Here is an 18,420-nt window from a genome sequence, read left to right on the forward strand (position 1 = left end):
TTCCAATTTTGAATGAAATTCCAATTTTTAAATCCCAAATTCCAACGTTATATTGGATTTTGGAATTTGGAATTTTCATTTTGTTATTTTCCTAGTTGGTCTAAAATTTCTTTTACAGTCTCCATATCGTCAAAATGATGGCGAACACCATTTATTTCCTGATAGGTTTCATGCCCTTTTCCGGCAATCAGAATAATATCATTTGGCTGTGCCAATTGACAAGCGGTTTTAATAGCTTGTTTTCTATCCGTAATTCTCAATATCTTTTTATAATTATGAGCTTCTACACCTTGTTCCATTTCATCGAGAATCACTTCAGGATCTTCGTTTCTTGGATTGTCTGATGTTAAAATTGCTTTATCGCTAAGATCTGTAGCAATTTTTGCCATAATTGGTCTTTTTGTTTTATCTCTGTTTCCGCCGCAGCCTACAACTGTAATCAATTGTTCGTTTTTTGTACGGATGTCATCAACCGTTTTTAGAACATTTTCTAAAGCATCCGGCGTGTGTGCATAATCTATAATTGCTGTTATTTTTGAATCGGTAACAATGTATTGAAAACGACCTGAAACACTTTCTAAATCAGACAGTAAGCGCAATGCTTCCAAACTATCCATTCCTAATTCAACTGCAGTTCCGTAAATCGCCAAAACATTGTAGGCATTAAAAGTCCCGATTAGTTTTACCCAAACTTCATTGTCGTTTACTTTTAATAATAAACCAGATAATTGGCTTTCTAAAATTGTTGCTTTAAAATCAGCATATGATTTTAGGGCGTATGTAAACTTTCTTGCAACCGTATTTTGCAGCATTACAGTTCCGTTTTTATCATCGATGTTTGATAATGCGAAAGCTGTTTTTGGCAGTGAATCAAAAAATGATTTTTTTACATCTCTGTATTCAGCAAATGTTGCGTGATAATCTAAATGATCGTGCGAAAGGTTCGTAAAAATCCCACCCACAAAATGCAAAGCTTCTGTACGTTTTTGGTGGATTCCGTGTGAACTTACTTCCATAAAACAATGCGTAACTCCAGCTTCAATCATTTCATTTAAATAATGATTGATAGTAATTGAATCTGGCGTTGTATGCGTTGCCGGATATTCTGTATCATCAACCATGATTTTTACGGTTGATAATAAACCAACTTTAAATCCTGCTTTTTGAAACAATTGAAATAATAACGATGCAATTGTTGTTTTTCCGTTTGTCCCGGTTACGCCGACTAATTTTAGTTTTGAAGATGGATCTTCAAAATAATTAGCCGCAATAAAAGCCAATGCTGCATTAGTGTCTTTTACCTGAATATAGGTTACTTCTTTCTCAATATTTTGAGGAAGTGTGTCACAAATAATAGCTTTTGCTCCTAACTGAATTGCTTTTTCGATATAATCATGTCCGTCAGATAATGAACCGCGAATGGCCACAAAAATATCATTTGACTCTACTTTTCGGGAATCAAATTCAATTTTCTGGATGCCAATTTCTGTAGAACCTGTTACAGATTCGATAGCTACTTTGTATAATATGTCTTTTAGTATTTTCACGATAATTCTAATACTATAGTTGTGTTTTTATTTATAGTTTCTCCTGCCTGAATAGACTGCTTTTTCACCTTTCCTACTCCTATTACTTTTACCTTAATTTTCACATTAAGATTTTCAAGCAAAGCAACGGCATCCATTCCCGGCATTCCTTTTAAATTAGGAATTGCATTTGATTTTTTTCTTGATTCTACATCGTACTTCTCGTAACTGCTTTCTTGTTTTGCAATTTTAGAATCCAGTTGTTTTATTTTATTTGTTGACGGCGCGTCTGTAAATATTTTTTGGGCAATTCTTTTAAAAACCGGCCCCGCAACATCTGCTCCGTAATAATTATTTTTTGATGTATTTGGTTTATGAACTACTACAATACAAGAATATTTAGGATGATCTGCCGGAAAATATCCAACGAAAGAAGAGGCATAATATAATGCTGATTTTCCTTCTTTTCCTCCATAATTCATCTGAGCCGTTCCGGTTTTTCCTGCCATCGAAAAATCTTTCGAATACAACTTAGAACCTGTTCCTTTTTTAACCACATTCAGCAATACTGCTTTCAGTTTTTTAATAGTCTCCGGCGAACAAACTCTTGGATTTATTACTTCAACATCAAACTTTTTGATGGTTTTGTTCCATTCTTTAATTTCAGAAACAAATTGCGGTTTTACCATTACACCATTATTGGCAACTGAATTATAATATGCCAAAGTCTGCATTGGCGTAACCGAAACATTATATCCAAAAGCCATCCACGGAAGCGTAGTCCCTGACCAATGTTTGTCACCTGGCTGTGGAATATATGGTCTTCCTTCTCCTTTAAAATGCAATCCTAATGTCTTATTTAATCCGTAACTATTGATATGATTCACAAACTTAGACGGATTACTTTTGTAATTTTCATAAACCGCCTGAACCATAACTGTATTTGACGAAAGTTCAAATCCACGAGCTAATGAAACTTTCCCATAACCACCTTTGTGCGAATCATTAACAGCTCGCCCGTAATATTTAACCTGACCTCCGTGACTATCGAAAACTGTACTTGTATCAGCTACTTTGTCTTCTAAAATCGCCATTAAATCAACTAGTTTAAAAGTCGATCCCGGTTCATGAGATTCTGCAATTGCGTAATTTGTTGTTTCGTAATACGATCCGTCTTCTGCTCTTCCTAAATTTGAAATTGCTTTTACATGTCCGGTTTCTGTTTCCATAACTACCACACAACCATGATCTGCTTCGTAATCTTCCAGTTGTTTTAGTAATGCGTGATGCGCAATATCCTGAATGAAAACATCTATTGTCGAAATCACATCGTAACCGTCAATTGGGTCCACTTCGTTTAAATCTCGAATTGGTTTCCACTGCCCTTTTGCAATTTTTTGTTTTAGAATTTTCCCGTCTTTTCCGTTCAAATAACTTTTAAAAGCCCATTCGATTCCTTTTCCAACTTCAACTCCGGTTGCGGGATCAATACGGTCGTAACCAATTGTTCTTTCGGCAATTTTTCCAATCGGATGTTTTCTAACCGTTTCCTGCTCTACAATAATTCCGCCTTTAAAAGCGCCTAAATTGAATAATGGAAAACCTTTAATTTTCACATATTCGGTATAACTTAAATTGCGCGCAATCAAATAATAACGATTTTTGTTTTCTCGCGCTTTTCTTAATTCTTTTTCATAATAACCTGATGGTCTGTCTAAAATCGTTTCTAAAGAATCAGATAATGGTTTTACATACTTTTCAAAAGTTTCTTTTTTTGGCGCTTTTGCATCAAAACGAATTTCATAATTCGGAATTGATGTTGCCAGTAAACTTCCGTCAGCAGAATAAATATTTCCTTTGTTTGCCGGAATTACAAAATTTCTAACGGTACGCTGTTTTGCCAGTTTTCTGTAATAATCTCCTTCAACCCATTGAATATTGGTTAATTTAACAACAATAGCAATTGCCATCAAAAAGATGAAAACTGCTACGAGGTAAATTCTGTAGGATATATGTTTATCGTCTACTGCCATATTCTTTTAAAGAAACTTTTTTCTTCTTCTTTTTTAACTTCTATTTTTGTTGGAGGAACTGTTGATGGATAAATTTGCTTTTCGAGCATTTTATCTGATATCGTCGATTCCATTTTTAACTTCATCAGTTCTGAACGTCGATCTACAAATTCAGATCTCAATTCTTTTACTTCATTATTTAGTTTTGCGATTTCAAAAACCTTTTGTTCGTATCGCTGTGTATTTGCAATCATCAAAATGGCCAGCAGAATTATAAAAACTATGAATCGCCAGTTTTTTACCGCGTCATCGTTTATTAGAAACCTTGCTTTTAATATGCTGAATACTCCACCTTTCATTTTTTCTACCTATATATATTATATCTTTTCGGCAATTCTCAATTTTGCACTTCTTGCTCTGTTGTTGATTTTGATTTCCTCATCATCCGGAACAATCAGTTTTCCTATTGTTTTGAACGGTACTGAAAAATTTCCGAAAAAATCTCTTTCCGGCTCTCCTTCAAACATTCCGTTTTTTATAAATCTTTTTACCAGTCTGTCTTCTAAAGAATGGTATGAGATTACTGAAAGTCTTCCGCCCGGATTAAGAATCTCTAACGATTGCTCAATAAATTCTTTTAGAACGTCCATTTCCTGATTCACTTCAATTCGAATAGCCTGATAAATCTGAGCTAATATTTTGTTTCGAACTTTCTCTGGTAAAAATTTCTTCAAAACATCTTTTAATTCATCTGTCGTTTTGATTGGGTAATCTCTTCTCGCTTCTACTATTGTTCTTGCTAAAACCGGCGCGTTTTTCAACTCCCCATAATCAAAAAAAACACGACGTAAATCCTGTTCTTCATATTCGTTAACCACACGATAAGCATTTAAATCATTTTTCTGACTCATCCGCATATCCAGCTCGGCATCAAATCGGGTTGAAAAACCTCTTTCCGGAACATCAAACTGATGTGATGAAACTCCTAAATCTGCCAAAATCCCGTCAACCGATTTAACACCATGAAAACGAAGAAATCTTTTTATAAATCTGAAATTCTCATTAATTAAAGTAAATCTTTCGTCCGGCAGTGCATTTGCTAAAGCATCTTCATCCTGATCAAAGGCGAATAACTTTCCGTTTGGTCCTAAACGTCTCAAAATTTCTTTTGAGTGACCGCCGCCGCCAAACGTTACATCTACGTAAATGCCGTCTAGCTTAATATTTAAACCATCAACTGTTGGATGAAGTAAAACCGGATTATGATATTCCATTGTCGTCGTCATTAATATTTCCCATTACTTCTTCGGCTAAATCTGCAAAATCCATATCTTCGCCGCTTATTGATTTTTCGTATAAATCTTTATCCCAAATCTCTACAATATTAACCGCAGATGAAAAAACAACATCTTTAGCAATACCTGAAAAAGTCACCAAATCTTTTGGGACTAACAATCTTCCTAATGCATCAATCTCTACCACTTTTACACCGGCAGTAAATCTGCGAATGAAATCATTGTTCTTTTTCACGAAACGATTCAACTTGTTAATTTTCGCCATCATCAAATTCCACTCATCCATTGGATACAACTCCAAACATTGCTGAAAAACAGAGCGCTTCAAGACAAAACCGTCCTGAAGAGAAGAAGCCAATTGCTTTTTTAAAGGCGCAGGTATCATTAACCTCCCTTTAGCATCGACTTTACACTCATATGTTCCTACAATTGTGTTCAAGAAAATCCACTTAACATGTTATACAGCAAAAATATAAAAAAAATTACCACATATTACCACTAAATACCACTTTGTTAATAAGTTTAACCACATTTCTACCACTTCACTTAATTATTATCAAATCAACACTTTAGATATTAATCAGTTTAAGAATTGAATCTTTTAACAATTAAAAAAAATAAATAGTCTTTCTCTTAAAAAAGTAATTATAATGCAATGATTTTAACAATTCCGTAATATCACAAAACACACTCTAAAAGCTGATTTTTAAACACTTATATATTCGACTAAAATTATGTAGTTAAAAAATGGCAGCAAAAATTCATTTTTATTTATTAAACCCTATATTTGTCGAAATTGAAATTGGCATTAAACTAGATGGACAAAAACTACAAAAAAGAAGGCAAATACAGCTATTTTGAAGCTGGCGAAGGAACCCCTATTGTAATTTTACACGGGTTAATGGGAGGCCTTAGTAACTTTGATGGTGTAGCAGAATATTTCCCAACAAAAGGATACAAAGTTGTTATCCCTGATTTGCCAATATACACACAAAGCATTTTAAAAACGAATGTAAAAAGCTTTGCTAAATACGTTAAGGATTTCATCACTTTTAAAGGTTTTGACAAGGTTATTTTATTAGGAAATTCATTGGGAGGTCATATTGCACTCTACCACACAAAATTATATCCTGAAAAAGTAGCCGGACTTGTAATTACCGGAAGTTCTGGACTTTACGAAAGTGCAATGGGAGACAGTTATCCTAGAAGAGGTGATTATGAATACATCAAGAAGAAAGCTGAAGATGTATTTTATGACCCAAAAATTGCTACTCCTGAACTTATTGATGAAGTATATGCAACAGCTAACGATCGTATCAAACTGATTAAAACTTTAACGATTGCAAAGAGCGCTATTCGTCATAATATGGCTAAAGATTTACCAAAAATGACAGTTGAAACCTGTATTATTTGGGGTAAAAATGACTCTGTAACGCCGCCAAATGTTGCCGAAGAATTTGATAAATTATTGCCAAATTCAACTTTATATTGGATTGACAAATGTGGACACGCAGCTATGATGGAACATCCTCAGGAATTTAATGAAATTCTTGAAAAATGGCTTACTGAGCAGAAATTATAGCCTCTAACTTTCGATTTTAAGGAGGTTTTAAAAAACAAGAATATGAAAATTAATACCGCCGAATTTATCATCAGTAATTCTGATGCATCAAAATGCCCGAAAGATTTTCTGCCGGAATATGCATTTATAGGCAGATCAAACGTTGGTAAATCATCTTTGATTAACATGATTACCAATCATAAAAATTTAGCAAAAACATCTGGAAGACCAGGAAAAACGCAACTGATAAATCACTTTAAAATCAATAACAATTGGTTTTTAGTCGATTTACCGGGTTATGGGTATGCTAAAGTTTCAAAAAAAACAAAATCAATTTTCCAGCAGTTTATTACGGATTATTTTGAAAACAGAGAGCAGTTAGTCTGTGCATTTGTTTTGATTGATATTCGTCATGAAGCTCAAAAAATTGACATTGAATTTATGTCTTACATGGGAGAAAGCGAAATTCCGTTTTGCATTATTTTCACCAAAGCCGATAAAATCAGTAAAGTAAAAATTGATTCACATATTGCGGCTTACAAAAAACAAATGTATGCTAACAATTGGGCCGAAATGCCGCATTATTTTGTAACCTCATCTACAGAATCTATTGGAAAAGAAGAACTTTTGACTTATATAGATGAAGTAAATCAGGAGGTCTTTAAAAGTAATAGTGGTTTTTTAGATTCGATTTAAAAAATTAAATTCCAATTTTTTAAATTCCAAATCCAATAAAAAGATTAAATTTTAAAATATAAAAAATCCCAAACTCCAACCTGTAAAATTGGAATTTGGGATTTTTTTATTGGAATTTAAAACTATTTTGTCAATTCCAGTTTCTCTGCAAAGTAATCACAGAAATCTTTCATTGTATCTGACATTTTTTCGTCGTCTGTGGCACGTTTAAAAGTATCAGCCATTGCTACTAAAGTCTGGTGAAAGAAAATTTTCATTTCGTCTACCGGCATATCTTTTGTCCATAGGTCAATACGCATTGTTTCTTTCGCTTTACTGTCCCAAATTGACAACATTATTGCTTTTGCTTCTTCGGCTTGAACACCTCCATCTTGTGCGCTCCAGGTTAATTTTTCCGGAACACGGTTTTCGTCTAACTCGACGTTGAATTTAATTTCTGATTGTATTGTATTTGACATTATTTCTTAGGTTTATATTTTGACTTTTCGAAAATTTCTTTTGCATTCACTTTTAATAATTCTGACAGCGGCACATTGTTGTTTTTCATATACGAACGAACAATCTGCCAGCCTATCCATGCTCCGACTCTTCCCGGAGAATCATTGTCAATTTCTAAATAGAATTTAGAAAATGGAGCCGGTGCTATAAATCGTGTTGTTAATTTAGGATCTAAACTGTACAACATTTCGCTTTCAAGAAAATAACGCCACATATAGCTTTCATTTTCTTCACACCATTTTATTTGTTCGGGTGTGTAACCCATTTTTTCTGCATCTGTATAATTCGGCAGAAGCAAATCTTTTGCATATAATTGTTTCCCTTCAAAAATCATTTGAGAAACTAAATTTTTATCCGGATAAGCCGGAATGTTTCGGTAGGTAAAACTCGAAACTACATCGGGCATAATTTGCTTTTCTTCAAAATTGTATTTTAAATAGGCCGGAAACTCATAAAATTTATGATCTTTTCCTAAATACAGTTCTAAAGCAACCACAACTAAGCTGTCTGCATAAATTGCTTTTGCATTATAATCCATTTCACCTATTACAGTAACAACTTTTGGCGTTTTGGTTTTAGGAAAATAATATTTTACATGTTTAAAAAGCTCATTGAATTCTTCGCGGACAGGTTCAAAATTGCTGTATTTTTTTTGTACCTCTTCGTAAACTTCTCTCCAAATTGGCTCTTTCATTTTTTGAAGCCAGACGTTATCATCGTTCCCGGGAAAAAAGTATGGATATTGTTTTTTTAGTTTGGCAAGATCCTCTGGTTTAGTTTCAAAAAACGCTTTATCAAAACGTTCTACTTTTATATCTACCGGAATTTCTTCGACCTCTTTTTCAACCTTTGTTTTTTGGTCACAAGACAAAAAAAACAAGCACAGAACCACTACAAAGCGATAAATTTTCATTTTATTTTATTTAGATTTGTGTTGCTGGATTTTTAAATACATATTACATATATATTTAGTATATGTAGTTAAAAAAATAATTCTGCAAATATACATCCCTCCATCTTAAAACTTGAACTATTATGGCTAAAAAAAGCACAATTCAAACAGAAAAAGTAAATACACATATTGTTGAATGGTTAAAAAATTATGCTGCTAATGCAAAAGTCAACGGATTTGTAATCGGAATCTCAGGCGGAGTTGACTCTGCAGTGACCTCTACGCTATGTGCACAGACCGGTTTGCAGGTTTTATGCGTAGAAATGCCGATTCATCAGGCTGAAAGTCAGGTATCAAGAGGAAGAGAACATATTGATCAGTTAAAAAAACGTTTTCCAAACGTTTCGAGTGTAAAAACAGATTTAACTGACACTTTTGAGGCGTTTAAGTCATCTGTGCCAACTTCAAAAGATTCAACAAAAGTTAATTTATCATTAGCTAACACAAGAGCGCGTTTAAGAATGACTTCTTTATACTATCTAGCTGGTATTCACGGGCTTTTAGTGGCCGGAACAGGCAATAAAGTGGAAGATTTCGGCGTTGGTTTCTACACAAAGTATGGTGATGGCGGTGTTGACCTGAGCCCAATTGCTGACTTAATGAAGTCTGATGTTTATGCTTTAGGCGAATTTTTAACTATTCCAAATTCAATTTTAACAGCTGCTCCAACAGATGGACTTTTTGGAGATAACAGAACAGATGAAGATCAATTAGGAGCAAGTTATGATGAACTGGAATGGGCGATGATCGCCGCGGAGTCAGGAAAATCGGCAGATGACTTCAATGGGAGAGAAAAATCTGTCTTTGAAATTTATAAAAGATTAAACACCAGCAACAAGCATAAAATGGATGCAATACCAGTTTGTTTGATCCCAAAAACGTTAAAATAAAATTTTTAACATTTGTCAACAATTAATTACAGAATTTATTTATTAATTTTACAATTCCAAAAACATGATAACAATTCTAAAAAGGTAAAATTATGATTAAAGTATGTCTTGCAGACAATCATCCTGTGACTCACTTTGGCGTTAAGTCTTATTTCAAAGACCACGATCAAATTTCAATTGTTGCCAACGTAGGCAATTTTTCAATGGTTAGAGATATTCTTCAAACGAAGGAAATCGACATCCTAATCTTAGATCTAGAATTAGAAGGACTTTCAAGTATCTTCGAAGTTAAATCAATCTTGAAAAATTTCCCGAAGACAAAAATTGTAATTTTCAGTGACCTAGCTGAGCAAATGTATGCTCCAAATGCTATTAAAGCAGGAGTATCCGGGTATGTACACAAAACAGAAAAACTTGAAACTTTAGGTCTTTCTATTATTAAAGTACATGAAGGAAAAATTATCATCAACGAAACAGTTCGCAAAAACATGGCCCTTATTGCTAAACAAAGCAAGAGCGAACGTTTGTACAGAAAACTTTCTAACCGTGAAATCGAGGTTTTACGTTATTTAAGTGATGGTAAGAAAAACAATGAGATTTCTAAAATCTTAAATCTGAACGAGAAAACGATCAGTACTTACAAACTAAGATTATTAACTAAATTAAACGTTACTAATTTAGTAGACTTAGTAAATAAGGCTAAGACTTTAGAAATTATTTAATTTGATGGTATCCTGATTCGCTTAGGCCAGAATCATCGACCATAAAAAAAGCTCTATATTGTTTATCACTATAGAGCTTTTTGATTTTTTATCCGCCGTGGTAAGGAACTACTACCCTTCCTAGCTTTTTAGAAAAATTATTCAATAATTTAGAATAATCTACTACCATCATCAACAATTCTGAATTATCTTCCTGCGGATCAGAAATAAGTGAATTTTTTAATTCATGAATAAGTTTTGAAACCAAAAACCATCTCATAGAAAATATAGTTTCTGAAACGTTTTGTTCGATGGTTTCGTTTTTATGTTTCGGAAAAATATTCTGTCCTTCCCAATTGTGAATGTTGACTTTTTCATCTTCCATTAAAATATTGGTCACTTCCTGCGCAAAATCAGGTTGTAAGTGCATCAAATATTTATCAAGACTAAAAGCCTCGTTTTGATTATAGAATTCAATAATATTATTGTAAATATTTTGAAATAATGAGTTTGACAGTTCTACCTCATCTTCCTGAAGACTCAAATAAACTTTTTCGTAAACTCTGTATCTTCGTTTTTCAGTAATTTCTTTAATATTTCCTTCTTCATCTGCTTTCAGGAAAACATCTTCAAAATCTTCTTCTACACTTCCGTAAAGCAATAATATTTCAATAATTTTTCTTTCGAAACCGTATAAAATGTCTACTTTCTCCTGTTCTGCCGGATAGCCAAAATCGCCTGGATAATCATCCGGCGGTCCGTTTCTTGGATCTTCGGGATCGCCTCCGGAATAATTGGCATTTTTTGAAGGCTGATTTCTAACAACATCAAAAGGTTTTTGTTCCTGCTTTTGTTTTTTATTAGCATCTGCAAGATCTTTTTGAATTAACTGCGCCAGCGTACTTACTAAAACCTGCTCCGAGATATCCATGATTCGGGCACATTCCTGAATGTATACTTCACGCTGAATACGGTCTGGTATTTTTGAAATACTCGTTACCATATCACGAATCAAGTCTGCTTTTTTGATTGGGTCGTTTTTAGCTTCATTCATCAGGATGGAAGCTTTAAACTGTATAAAATCTTTACTGTTTTCTTCTAAATAAGCAACTAAAGCGTCGTGGGAGTTTTTGCGGGCAAAACTATCAGGATCATCTCCATCAGGAAAAGTACAAACCCTGACATTCATACCTTCTTCCAGAATCAAATCGATTCCTCGAATAGAAGCTCGTAATCCGGCAGCGTCACCGTCAAAAAGTACCGTAATATTTTTCGTCAAACGATTCACTAATCGAATTTGATCTGGCGTTAAAGCTGTTCCTGAAGAAGCTACAACATTTTCAATTCCGGCTTGATTAAACTGAATAACATCCGTATAACCTTCTACCAAATAACAATTATTTAGTTTTGCAATTGACTGCTTTGCCTGATAAATTCCGTAAAGGACTTTACTTTTATGGTAAATGTCACTTTCGGGTGAATTGAGGTATTTTGCGGCTTTTTTATCGTTGGTTAAAATACGTCCTCCAAAACCTAAAACACGCCCCGACATACTGTGAATTGGGAACATTACACGACCTTTAAAACGGTCAAAAGGACGATCTTCTCTGGCAATTGTTAAACCTGTACTTTCAAGAAATTCTAATTTATAGCCTTTTCCTAGTGCTTCTTTAGTCAATGCATCCCAGGTTTCTGGTGAATATCCTAAATTAAATTTTTTGATTGTTTCGGCAGTAAATCCTCTTTCTTTAAAATAAGATAAACCAATGGCTTTTCCTTCTTCGGAATTAACCATAACATCTTCAAAATACTTTGCAGCAAATTCTGAAACCAGATACATACTTTCACGAACATCCGTCATTGCCTTTTCAGCATCTGTTTGTTCGGTTTCTTCGATTTCAATATTGTATTTTTTGGCTAAATACCGAATGGCTTCGGGATAGGTAAAATGCGAGTGTTCCATCAAAAAAGCAACTGAATTTCCGCCTTTTCCGGAGCTAAAATCTTTCCAGATTCCTTTTGCAGGCGAAACCATAAACGAAGGCGAGCGTTCATCAGAGAACGGACTCAAACCTTTATAGTTACTTCCTGCTCGTTTTAAATTGACAAAATCACCAATAACCTCCTCAACTCGAGCAGTTTCAAAAACAGAATCTATTGTACTTTGTGAAATCAAAACGTAATTTATTTTTTAAAAATTATAGCTTGTAAAAGTACATAAATCAATTTTGAATTTTTGTTATTAAAATAAAAAAAGTACCTCTTTCGAAGCACTTTTTTACTAACTAAACTCAAACTTTATTCTCAATTCAAATCAAGACGCAATCCTAAAGAAACATTGTTTTCTTTGGTTAAATTATCCTGAAATATGGGATTTAAATCATATTTAAAATACAAACTCAATTCTCTGTAACCAATGTAAGAACTCAAGCCGTAAATAAAATTATTTACATTATAATCGCCTTTAATTGTGGTTTTATATTTTAAATCATCTTCTTCAAATTTTAAAATTTGTTTTGATTTTACGTTGATTCCGGCGTAACCTCCTACTCCAAAACGGAAACTTTTGTGGGTTTTGAAATATTTTTTTCCGTTGTTTTCCCTCGCTTTTGTAAAATCAAATTCTAAATGAACGGGAGCCACTAAATACACGTTTCTGAAACGGGATTCTGTCAAATGAACCGGATTTTCTACCAAATTCGTTTGATCACCGTCTACCACAAAACTTCTGTTATCTGTTGGACGAATATTATTATACATTAACGAAAGTCCGTATTTTGCATGAAGCAGATTATCATTTTTCATTAATCTTGAGTTATACGTAAAACCCCATTCGTAAAAATGCGAACCCATAAAACGGTAATTAGAATCCTGAAGTTTTCCGTCGATCATGGTGTTGTTTAATCCCATTGCAAATACAAACTGTGATGTTGTTCTTTTTTCGCCATGAATTGAATCTTTGTCATGTCTGTTAGATTTCCATCGAATCATGTAGACTTTAGAAGAATCTTCTTTGATTTTTCCGTCGACTTTTTGCTGAACCAAATCGTTAAGTTCGTTTTGTGCCAAAGTCACTTTTTCTTCGATAATTACAGCACGGGCTTCTGCTAATTCTCTTTTGCGCTTATCAGCTTGCTCTTGCGTAATTTTCCCTTCTGATAATTGCACATTTACTGCTTCAATTTCTTGTTTCAAGGTTTCTTTTTCTTCTTTGGTAATCTTTTCGATTTTATTAGCAATTTGCTTTGCTCTGGATTCAAAGGTTTCCTGCCCCAATACTTTACTTACGAATAAGAAAACCAGGATTACGAGGTAAATGGTAAAATTTTTCATGATTGATTGATGATGATTATTAATTGTTGATTGTTAATGATTAATGATTTGATTTTTATTCTCCATCGGGTTAAAACCCGACGCTACAATATGGATCGTTCCTTCGGAACTGAAAATCTGTACTCTTGTTTCTTGCTTCTTATTGCATCTCCATCGGGTTGAAACCCGACGCTACAATATGAATCGTTCCTCCGGAACTGAAAATCTGTACTCTTGTTTCTTACTTCTTATTGCATCTCCATCGGGTTGAAACCCGACGCTACAATATGAATCGTTCCTCCGGAACTGAAAATCTTTATTCTTTGCTTCTTTATTCTATATTCTTTATTCTATGCTCTTTATTCTATACTCTTTATTCTTTCTCCTGCTGGTTTCTATTTGCTAAAGCCACTTTTACCGTTTGGTAATTTTTATTGACTTTGGTAATTACTTTTTCTCTAAACGAAAGCTCTAATTCGCCATCGACTTGGTTTAGTAAATCCGCAGCATTGATTTTTACTTTTGATTTTTTTACCGAGTTTTGAGCCAAAACGGTTTTTTCTGCCGCTTCTAGTAACTGATCGGTATTTTCTTTTTTAGGATTTTCAGTAACTACGACTGGATTTGTATTTGATTGTTTTTCTTGATTATTTTTGATGATGACTGAAGACTCCGCTATTTGATTTGATTCATTTTTGATGGTTTTATTTGGTGTTTGATTAAAGTTATTTTCTTTTTTATTTGATTTTTTTGCTAGAGTTTCTGTTGGAGATTTTTCGGCAATTACAGTTTCAGTTTGAACGGATTCAACTTTATTCAAAACTGGTTTAGCAACAGAATTTTTTTTAATATTCTCTTCAATTACAACAGTTTTAGGTGTTTCAATCGCATCTTTCTTTTGATTGAAAAAGAAAGTTCCAACCAGCAAAAATCCAACGATACTGGCAGCGATATATAGCCATTTTCTATTTTTTCTTGGTTTTTTAGTTTCTTCGGCAACACTCAACATGGCATCTAATCGGTCCCAGGCTTTTTCGCTTGGCTCAATTTTGCGTTGATTTAGTTTTTCACGGAAATCCTTTTCAAAATTATTCGGTTCCATTATCTTGTTTTTTTAGAATAGTAATTTGTGTTTGCAGCATTTTTCTAGCGTGCGATAATTGCGATTTTGATGTTCCTTCATTAATTCCTAACATCTTAGCAATCTCATTATGTTTATATCCTTCGATGGCATATAAATTGAAAATCATTTTATAACCATCCGGCAGTGCATCAATTAAAAACTGAATTTGATCAACTGTAAACTGACTGTCGATTTCGTTGAAACTTTCTTCGACAAAAAATTCATCTTCGGTAAATTTTACTTTTTTCTGAACTCTTAAATAAGAAATACATTCGTTAACCATAATTCGGCGAATCCAACCTTCAAAACTTCCTTTATGTTCAAAGTTTTTTAGATTCGTAAATACTTTCATGAAAGCTGTTATCATTACATCTTCTGCCAGCTGAATATCTTTTATATATTGTCGGCAGACACTTAACATTTTCGAAGAAAACTTACTGTAAATCTGCTGCTGTGCTTGTCGATTATTTTCGACAGCAAGCTTTATGATTTTAGTTTCTTCTTGATGTAAATGAATAATTTTCATTAATAAGCTTTCGGTTTTTGGTTTTAGAAACAGACTTCTATTAGCATAGACGCATGTCGATTTGAAATGGTTGCATGGGAGGTAAAAAAAATTCAATTTTTAAATTCCAAATTCCAAAACTATAACAGATTCTTGGTTTAAGAAGCGTCTTGCCTGAAAATAAAAATATATAAATTATATTTGATCAATAGTTTTATAGAAATGGGAAGAACAACAGAGTTTTTTAAATTGGATGCTGAAAAAGCAAAAACAATTTAATTTTAGATTTACATTCAAAAACTAAATTTAAAAAGTCTTTTGAAGATTTTATTCTTGAAAGAAAAGCTGAATTTGGAGATCGTTATGTTGTAACATTTAACAATGTAATTCAAAAAGTTAGTTCTAATATCAATACTATTCGCCCAAATGAATTATGGGAACTAACTTTTTGGCTTGGAGAAATTGATTATGAAAGAAGACATCAGCAAGGAGAAGGTTACGAAAAAGTATACAACGAATTATACATCAATAATGGCATAGAATCACTATACGAAATACATGGTAGAAACGCATATGGCTTTATGTTTCAATATGGAAATTTTACTGATTATTTTGATGTAGATCAAATTGATGAAGTTAATGATGGTAAAAATGTAAAAACCAAAGATTTCATACGTTTTTTAGATTACATGATCCTTTTAATGAAAAAAATTTTAGACGCTGATTTAGATAAAAGTGAATATAAACACGAATTTTCTAAAGAAGAAATCGAAGAAATATCCAAAATTGAAAATTTAAATCAAGAAAACAAATTGTTATTTCAAAGAATAGAAGCTGAATTTGTCTGGTTAAAGCAAAATTTTCTCAAAGAAAAAGAGGAAGCAGATATGAACCAAAATTACAGATCTAGAGATCCTGATTACAATACTATTCTTTGCGCTGACTGGTTTCTTGTAAATTGTATTAGAATGAAAAAAGAAATCGAAGAAATTAATACGAATATTTTAATCGTAGATTCAATCTAAAATTATTTCTTTCTTTCAATAACGTAATTTACCATTAAAGTAAGCGCCCCTTTGAATTCAGAATCCGGGTAATTGTCTAAAAGGAAAAGCGCTTCCTGCTGGAATTGTACCATTTTGTTTTCGGCGTAAGCCAAACCATTATTATCTTTTACAAAGGCAATAACTTCTTTTACGCGTTTTTTGTCTTTGTTGTGGTTTTTGATGGAGTTTATCAACCACTTTTTTTCTTGTGGAGTACAAGTATTTAAAACGTGGATTAAAGGCAAAGTCATTTTTTGCTCTTTAATATCGATTCCGGTTGGTTTTCCGATGGCTTCTTCGCTGTAATCGAATAAGTCGTCTTTAATTTGAAATGCCATTCCGATCAATTCGCCAAACTTTCGCATATTCTCTACCTGAATATCATCTTCAATTACCGATTTTGCGCCAAGTGCACAGCAAGCCGCAATAAGTGTTGCAGTCTTTTTTCGGATAATTTCGTAATAAACATCTTCGGTAATATCGAGTCTTCGGGCTTTTTCTATTTGAAGTAATTCACCTTCGCTCATTTCGCGAACAGCTACAGAAATGATTCGGAGTAAATCAAAATCGCCGTTATCGATAGAAAGCAGTAAACCTTTTGAAAGTAAATAATCTCCAACTAAAACGGCTATTTTATTTTTCCAAAGGGCATTTATAGAAAAGAATCCGCGGCGGCGATTACTGTCGTCCACCACATCATCATGAACCAAAGTTGCCGTATGAATTAATTCAATAACCGAAGCGCCTCGATAGGTTCTTTCATTTACGATTCCGCCGGAAACCATTTTTGCAGTCAGAAAAACAAACATCGGACGCATTTGTTTTCCTTTTCGGTTTACAATATAATAGGTGATTCTGTTTAGTAAGGCAACCTTTGAAGTCATCGATTCGTGAAACTTTTTTTCAAAAAGTTCCATCTCGGTAATAATAGGCTGTTTTATTTGTGAAGTAATATTCATTTCGATTTCAAATATACTATTTTAAATAAAAAAACGTTGTCTATTTTATGTTAGTATATCTATAAATATGCACTAATTTAAAAAAAACAATCCAAAAACACCTCAATCTAATAACTAATTTGAATTCATTGAAAAGTAAAACCAAAAAAACTATTTATTATGAAAACAAAATTTTTATTAATTGGAACCTGTATCGCTTTATCATTATTTACAAGTTGTAATTCTGATGAAAACACAAATGACGGAACTAGCAAGGCTATTACTAACGACGAGATAATTGCAAATTCTAAAATAGACGCCTCTATTGAAGATGTTACTAATATTGCTGAAGATCAGTTTATTTCTCAGGTAAACATCAATAGCAAACCTTCTGGAAACATAAAACACTTTTTACCTGAATGTGCTGTTATTACAACAGTTTTAACGAATAATACTTTTACAAAAACAATAGATTTTGGCGTTGACGGCTGTACGCTTGATAACGGAAATACGGTAAAAGGAAAAATGGTGGTTTCGTTTTCTAATGATTTTTCGGCTTCTACTCAAACAATCAGTTATACGTTTGAAGGATTTTATCACAATGGTAAAAAACTTCAGGGAAGCAAAAGCATTATAAGAACGGTAAAATCAACTGATTTACTGGCAGAAGCACATCCGGTTTTAACCGCAGCAATTGATTTGACTATTACTTTTGATGACGGAAAGGTTTATATTAGAAAAGGTTCTTTAGTAAAAGAAATGACCGCGGGTTATAACACTTGGTTCAATTGGGAAGATAATGTTTTTGTCGTGACCGGAAGCGGTACCACAACTTTACCAAACGGAGATACTTATACTGCAGAAATTACGACTCCATTAGAATTTAAAGCTTCGTGCAGAAAATCATTTGCAGTAAAAGGAGTTGTTGAAATAACTAAAAATGGAGCTTCGGCTACTATTGATTATGGCAATGGAGATTGCGATACTCTGGCTTCTGTAACCAAAGATGGCGTTACAGAAGAAATTGATTTGAAAAAATAAGATCCCTTTTTGCCCACAAAAAAAGCATTAAAAGCAAGATTCACCCTCGTTTTTAATGCTTTTTTTATTACCTATCAAATGTTCCTCCGGAACATAATTATATTGTCATTTTTTTTCTACCGATGAGATATTCCTAGCGGAATATTTATCTTGGATAGATATATCGGCAGCTACCGATCTCTAACTCCTAACGGAGTATATGTTTACCTGCTCTATTAGAATATCTTGGAGAGATTATATATCGGTAGGCATCATTTACGCGATATCGCTTTTGTCCCGTAGGGACTATACTGCATCCGCTTCTTTATTGGCCAATTGCCCGCA

The 18,420-nt window shown here is 33.3% G+C and carries 18 protein-coding genes; 6 read left to right on the forward strand and 12 right to left on the reverse strand.

The genetic code is table 11. The features are described from left to right. Window positions 1-83: 83 nt before the first annotated feature. From APR43_RS14595 to APR43_RS14615, 5 genes are read right to left on the reverse strand one after another with little or no spacing between them, the layout of a single operon-like run. Complete coding sequence (locus tag APR43_RS14595; protein ID WP_053472092.1) at window positions 84-1,547, reverse strand: UDP-N-acetylmuramoyl-L-alanyl-D-glutamate--2,6-diaminopimelate ligase; 1,464 nt, start codon at window positions 1,545-1,547, stop codon at window positions 84-86. After that, window positions 1,544-3,559 carry a penicillin-binding protein gene (locus APR43_RS14600; RefSeq protein ID WP_053472091.1) on the reverse strand — a complete coding sequence of 672 codons (2,016 nt, stop codon included), beginning with the start codon at window positions 3,557-3,559 and terminating at the stop codon, window positions 1,544-1,546. Before APR43_RS14600 ends, APR43_RS14595 begins: the two co-directional genes overlap by 4 nt. After that, complete coding sequence (locus APR43_RS14605; RefSeq protein ID WP_053472090.1) at window positions 3,550-3,897, reverse strand: FtsL-like putative cell division protein; 348 nt, start codon at window positions 3,895-3,897, stop codon at window positions 3,550-3,552. The genes APR43_RS14600 and APR43_RS14605 overlap by 10 nt, the downstream gene beginning before the upstream one ends. A gap of 18 nt (window positions 3,898-3,915) precedes the next feature. Next, window positions 3,916-4,824, reverse strand: a complete 909-nt coding sequence (rsmH, locus tag APR43_RS14610; protein WP_205720335.1) for a 16S rRNA (cytosine(1402)-N(4))-methyltransferase RsmH — start codon at window positions 4,822-4,824, stop codon at window positions 3,916-3,918. After that, window positions 4,799-5,272, reverse strand: a complete 474-nt coding sequence (locus APR43_RS14615; RefSeq protein ID WP_053472089.1) for a division/cell wall cluster transcriptional repressor MraZ — start codon at window positions 5,270-5,272, stop codon at window positions 4,799-4,801. The genes rsmH and APR43_RS14615 overlap by 26 nt, the downstream gene beginning before the upstream one ends. A gap of 378 nt (window positions 5,273-5,650) precedes the next feature. Between APR43_RS14615 and APR43_RS14620 the strand changes: the two genes are divergently transcribed. Further along, window positions 5,651-6,415, forward strand: coding sequence for an alpha/beta fold hydrolase (locus APR43_RS14620; RefSeq protein ID WP_053472088.1), 765 nt, complete (start codon window positions 5,651-5,653; stop codon window positions 6,413-6,415). Between the two features lie 42 nt (window positions 6,416-6,457). Beyond that, entirely contained in the window at window positions 6,458-7,090 is a 633-nt protein-coding gene (gene yihA / locus APR43_RS14625; RefSeq protein ID WP_053472087.1) for a ribosome biogenesis GTP-binding protein YihA/YsxC, read from the forward strand. A 122-nt stretch (window positions 7,091-7,212) separates the two neighbouring features. Here the strand turns inward: yihA and gldC are convergent, their stop codons facing one another. Continuing rightward, complete coding sequence (gene gldC, locus APR43_RS14630) at window positions 7,213-7,548, reverse strand: gliding motility protein GldC (RefSeq protein WP_053472086.1); 336 nt, start codon at window positions 7,546-7,548, stop codon at window positions 7,213-7,215. Next, window positions 7,548-8,501, reverse strand: a complete 954-nt coding sequence (gene gldB, locus APR43_RS14635; RefSeq protein WP_053472085.1) for a gliding motility lipoprotein GldB — start codon at window positions 8,499-8,501, stop codon at window positions 7,548-7,550. Before gldB ends, gldC begins: the two co-directional genes overlap by 1 nt. Before the next feature lie 122 nt (window positions 8,502-8,623). Between gldB and nadE the strand changes: the two genes are divergently transcribed. Next, on the forward strand, window positions 8,624-9,430 hold the full coding sequence (nadE, locus tag APR43_RS14640; RefSeq protein WP_053472084.1) for an NAD(+) synthase: 807 nt from the start codon (window positions 8,624-8,626) through the stop codon (window positions 9,428-9,430). Between the two features lie 92 nt (window positions 9,431-9,522). Next, window positions 9,523-10,152, forward strand: coding sequence for a response regulator transcription factor (locus APR43_RS14645; protein ID WP_026730588.1), 630 nt, complete (start codon window positions 9,523-9,525; stop codon window positions 10,150-10,152). A gap of 88 nt (window positions 10,153-10,240) precedes the next feature. On the opposite strand, the gene dnaG is transcribed toward APR43_RS14645, so the two are convergent. From dnaG to APR43_RS14665, 4 genes are all read right to left on the reverse strand, one after another. Continuing rightward, complete coding sequence (gene dnaG, locus APR43_RS14650; protein WP_053472083.1) at window positions 10,241-12,307, reverse strand: DNA primase; 2,067 nt, start codon at window positions 12,305-12,307, stop codon at window positions 10,241-10,243. A 128-nt stretch (window positions 12,308-12,435) separates the two neighbouring features. Beyond that, entirely contained in the window at window positions 12,436-13,464 is a 1,029-nt protein-coding gene (locus tag APR43_RS14655) for a hypothetical protein (protein WP_053472082.1), read from the reverse strand. Window positions 13,465-13,816: 352 nt separating this feature from the next. Continuing rightward, window positions 13,817-14,545 (reverse strand): hypothetical protein, encoded by a 729-nt coding sequence (locus APR43_RS14660; RefSeq protein ID WP_053472081.1) that lies wholly within the window; start codon window positions 14,543-14,545, stop codon window positions 13,817-13,819. After that, the gene (locus tag APR43_RS14665; RefSeq protein ID WP_053472080.1) at window positions 14,532-15,092 is read right to left on the reverse strand and encodes an RNA polymerase sigma factor; all 561 of its coding nucleotides are present in this window, start codon (window positions 15,090-15,092) and stop codon (window positions 14,532-14,534) included. Before APR43_RS14665 ends, APR43_RS14660 begins: the two co-directional genes overlap by 14 nt. A gap of 560 nt (window positions 15,093-15,652) precedes the next feature. Between APR43_RS14665 and APR43_RS14670 the strand changes: the two genes are divergently transcribed. Then, window positions 15,653-16,096: a hypothetical protein gene (locus tag APR43_RS14670; protein WP_053472079.1), complete on the forward strand. Its 444-nt coding sequence runs from the start codon at window positions 15,653-15,655 to the stop codon at window positions 16,094-16,096. A gap of 2 nt (window positions 16,097-16,098) precedes the next feature. Here APR43_RS14670 and APR43_RS14675 read toward each other — a convergent pair whose 3' ends face one another. Further along, entirely contained in the window at window positions 16,099-17,076 is a 978-nt protein-coding gene (locus tag APR43_RS14675) for a polyprenyl synthetase family protein (RefSeq protein WP_053472078.1), read from the reverse strand. 159 nt (window positions 17,077-17,235) lie between these two features. Between APR43_RS14675 and APR43_RS14680 the strand changes: the two genes are divergently transcribed. Further along, window positions 17,236-18,096 (forward strand): hypothetical protein, encoded by an 861-nt coding sequence (locus APR43_RS14680; protein ID WP_053472077.1) that lies wholly within the window; start codon window positions 17,236-17,238, stop codon window positions 18,094-18,096. The last annotated feature ends 324 nt before the right edge of the window (window positions 18,097-18,420 follow it).

The organism is Flavobacterium sp. NLM, assembly GCF_002210235.1.
GTDB lineage: Bacteria > Bacteroidota > Bacteroidia > Flavobacteriales > Flavobacteriaceae > Flavobacterium > Flavobacterium panici.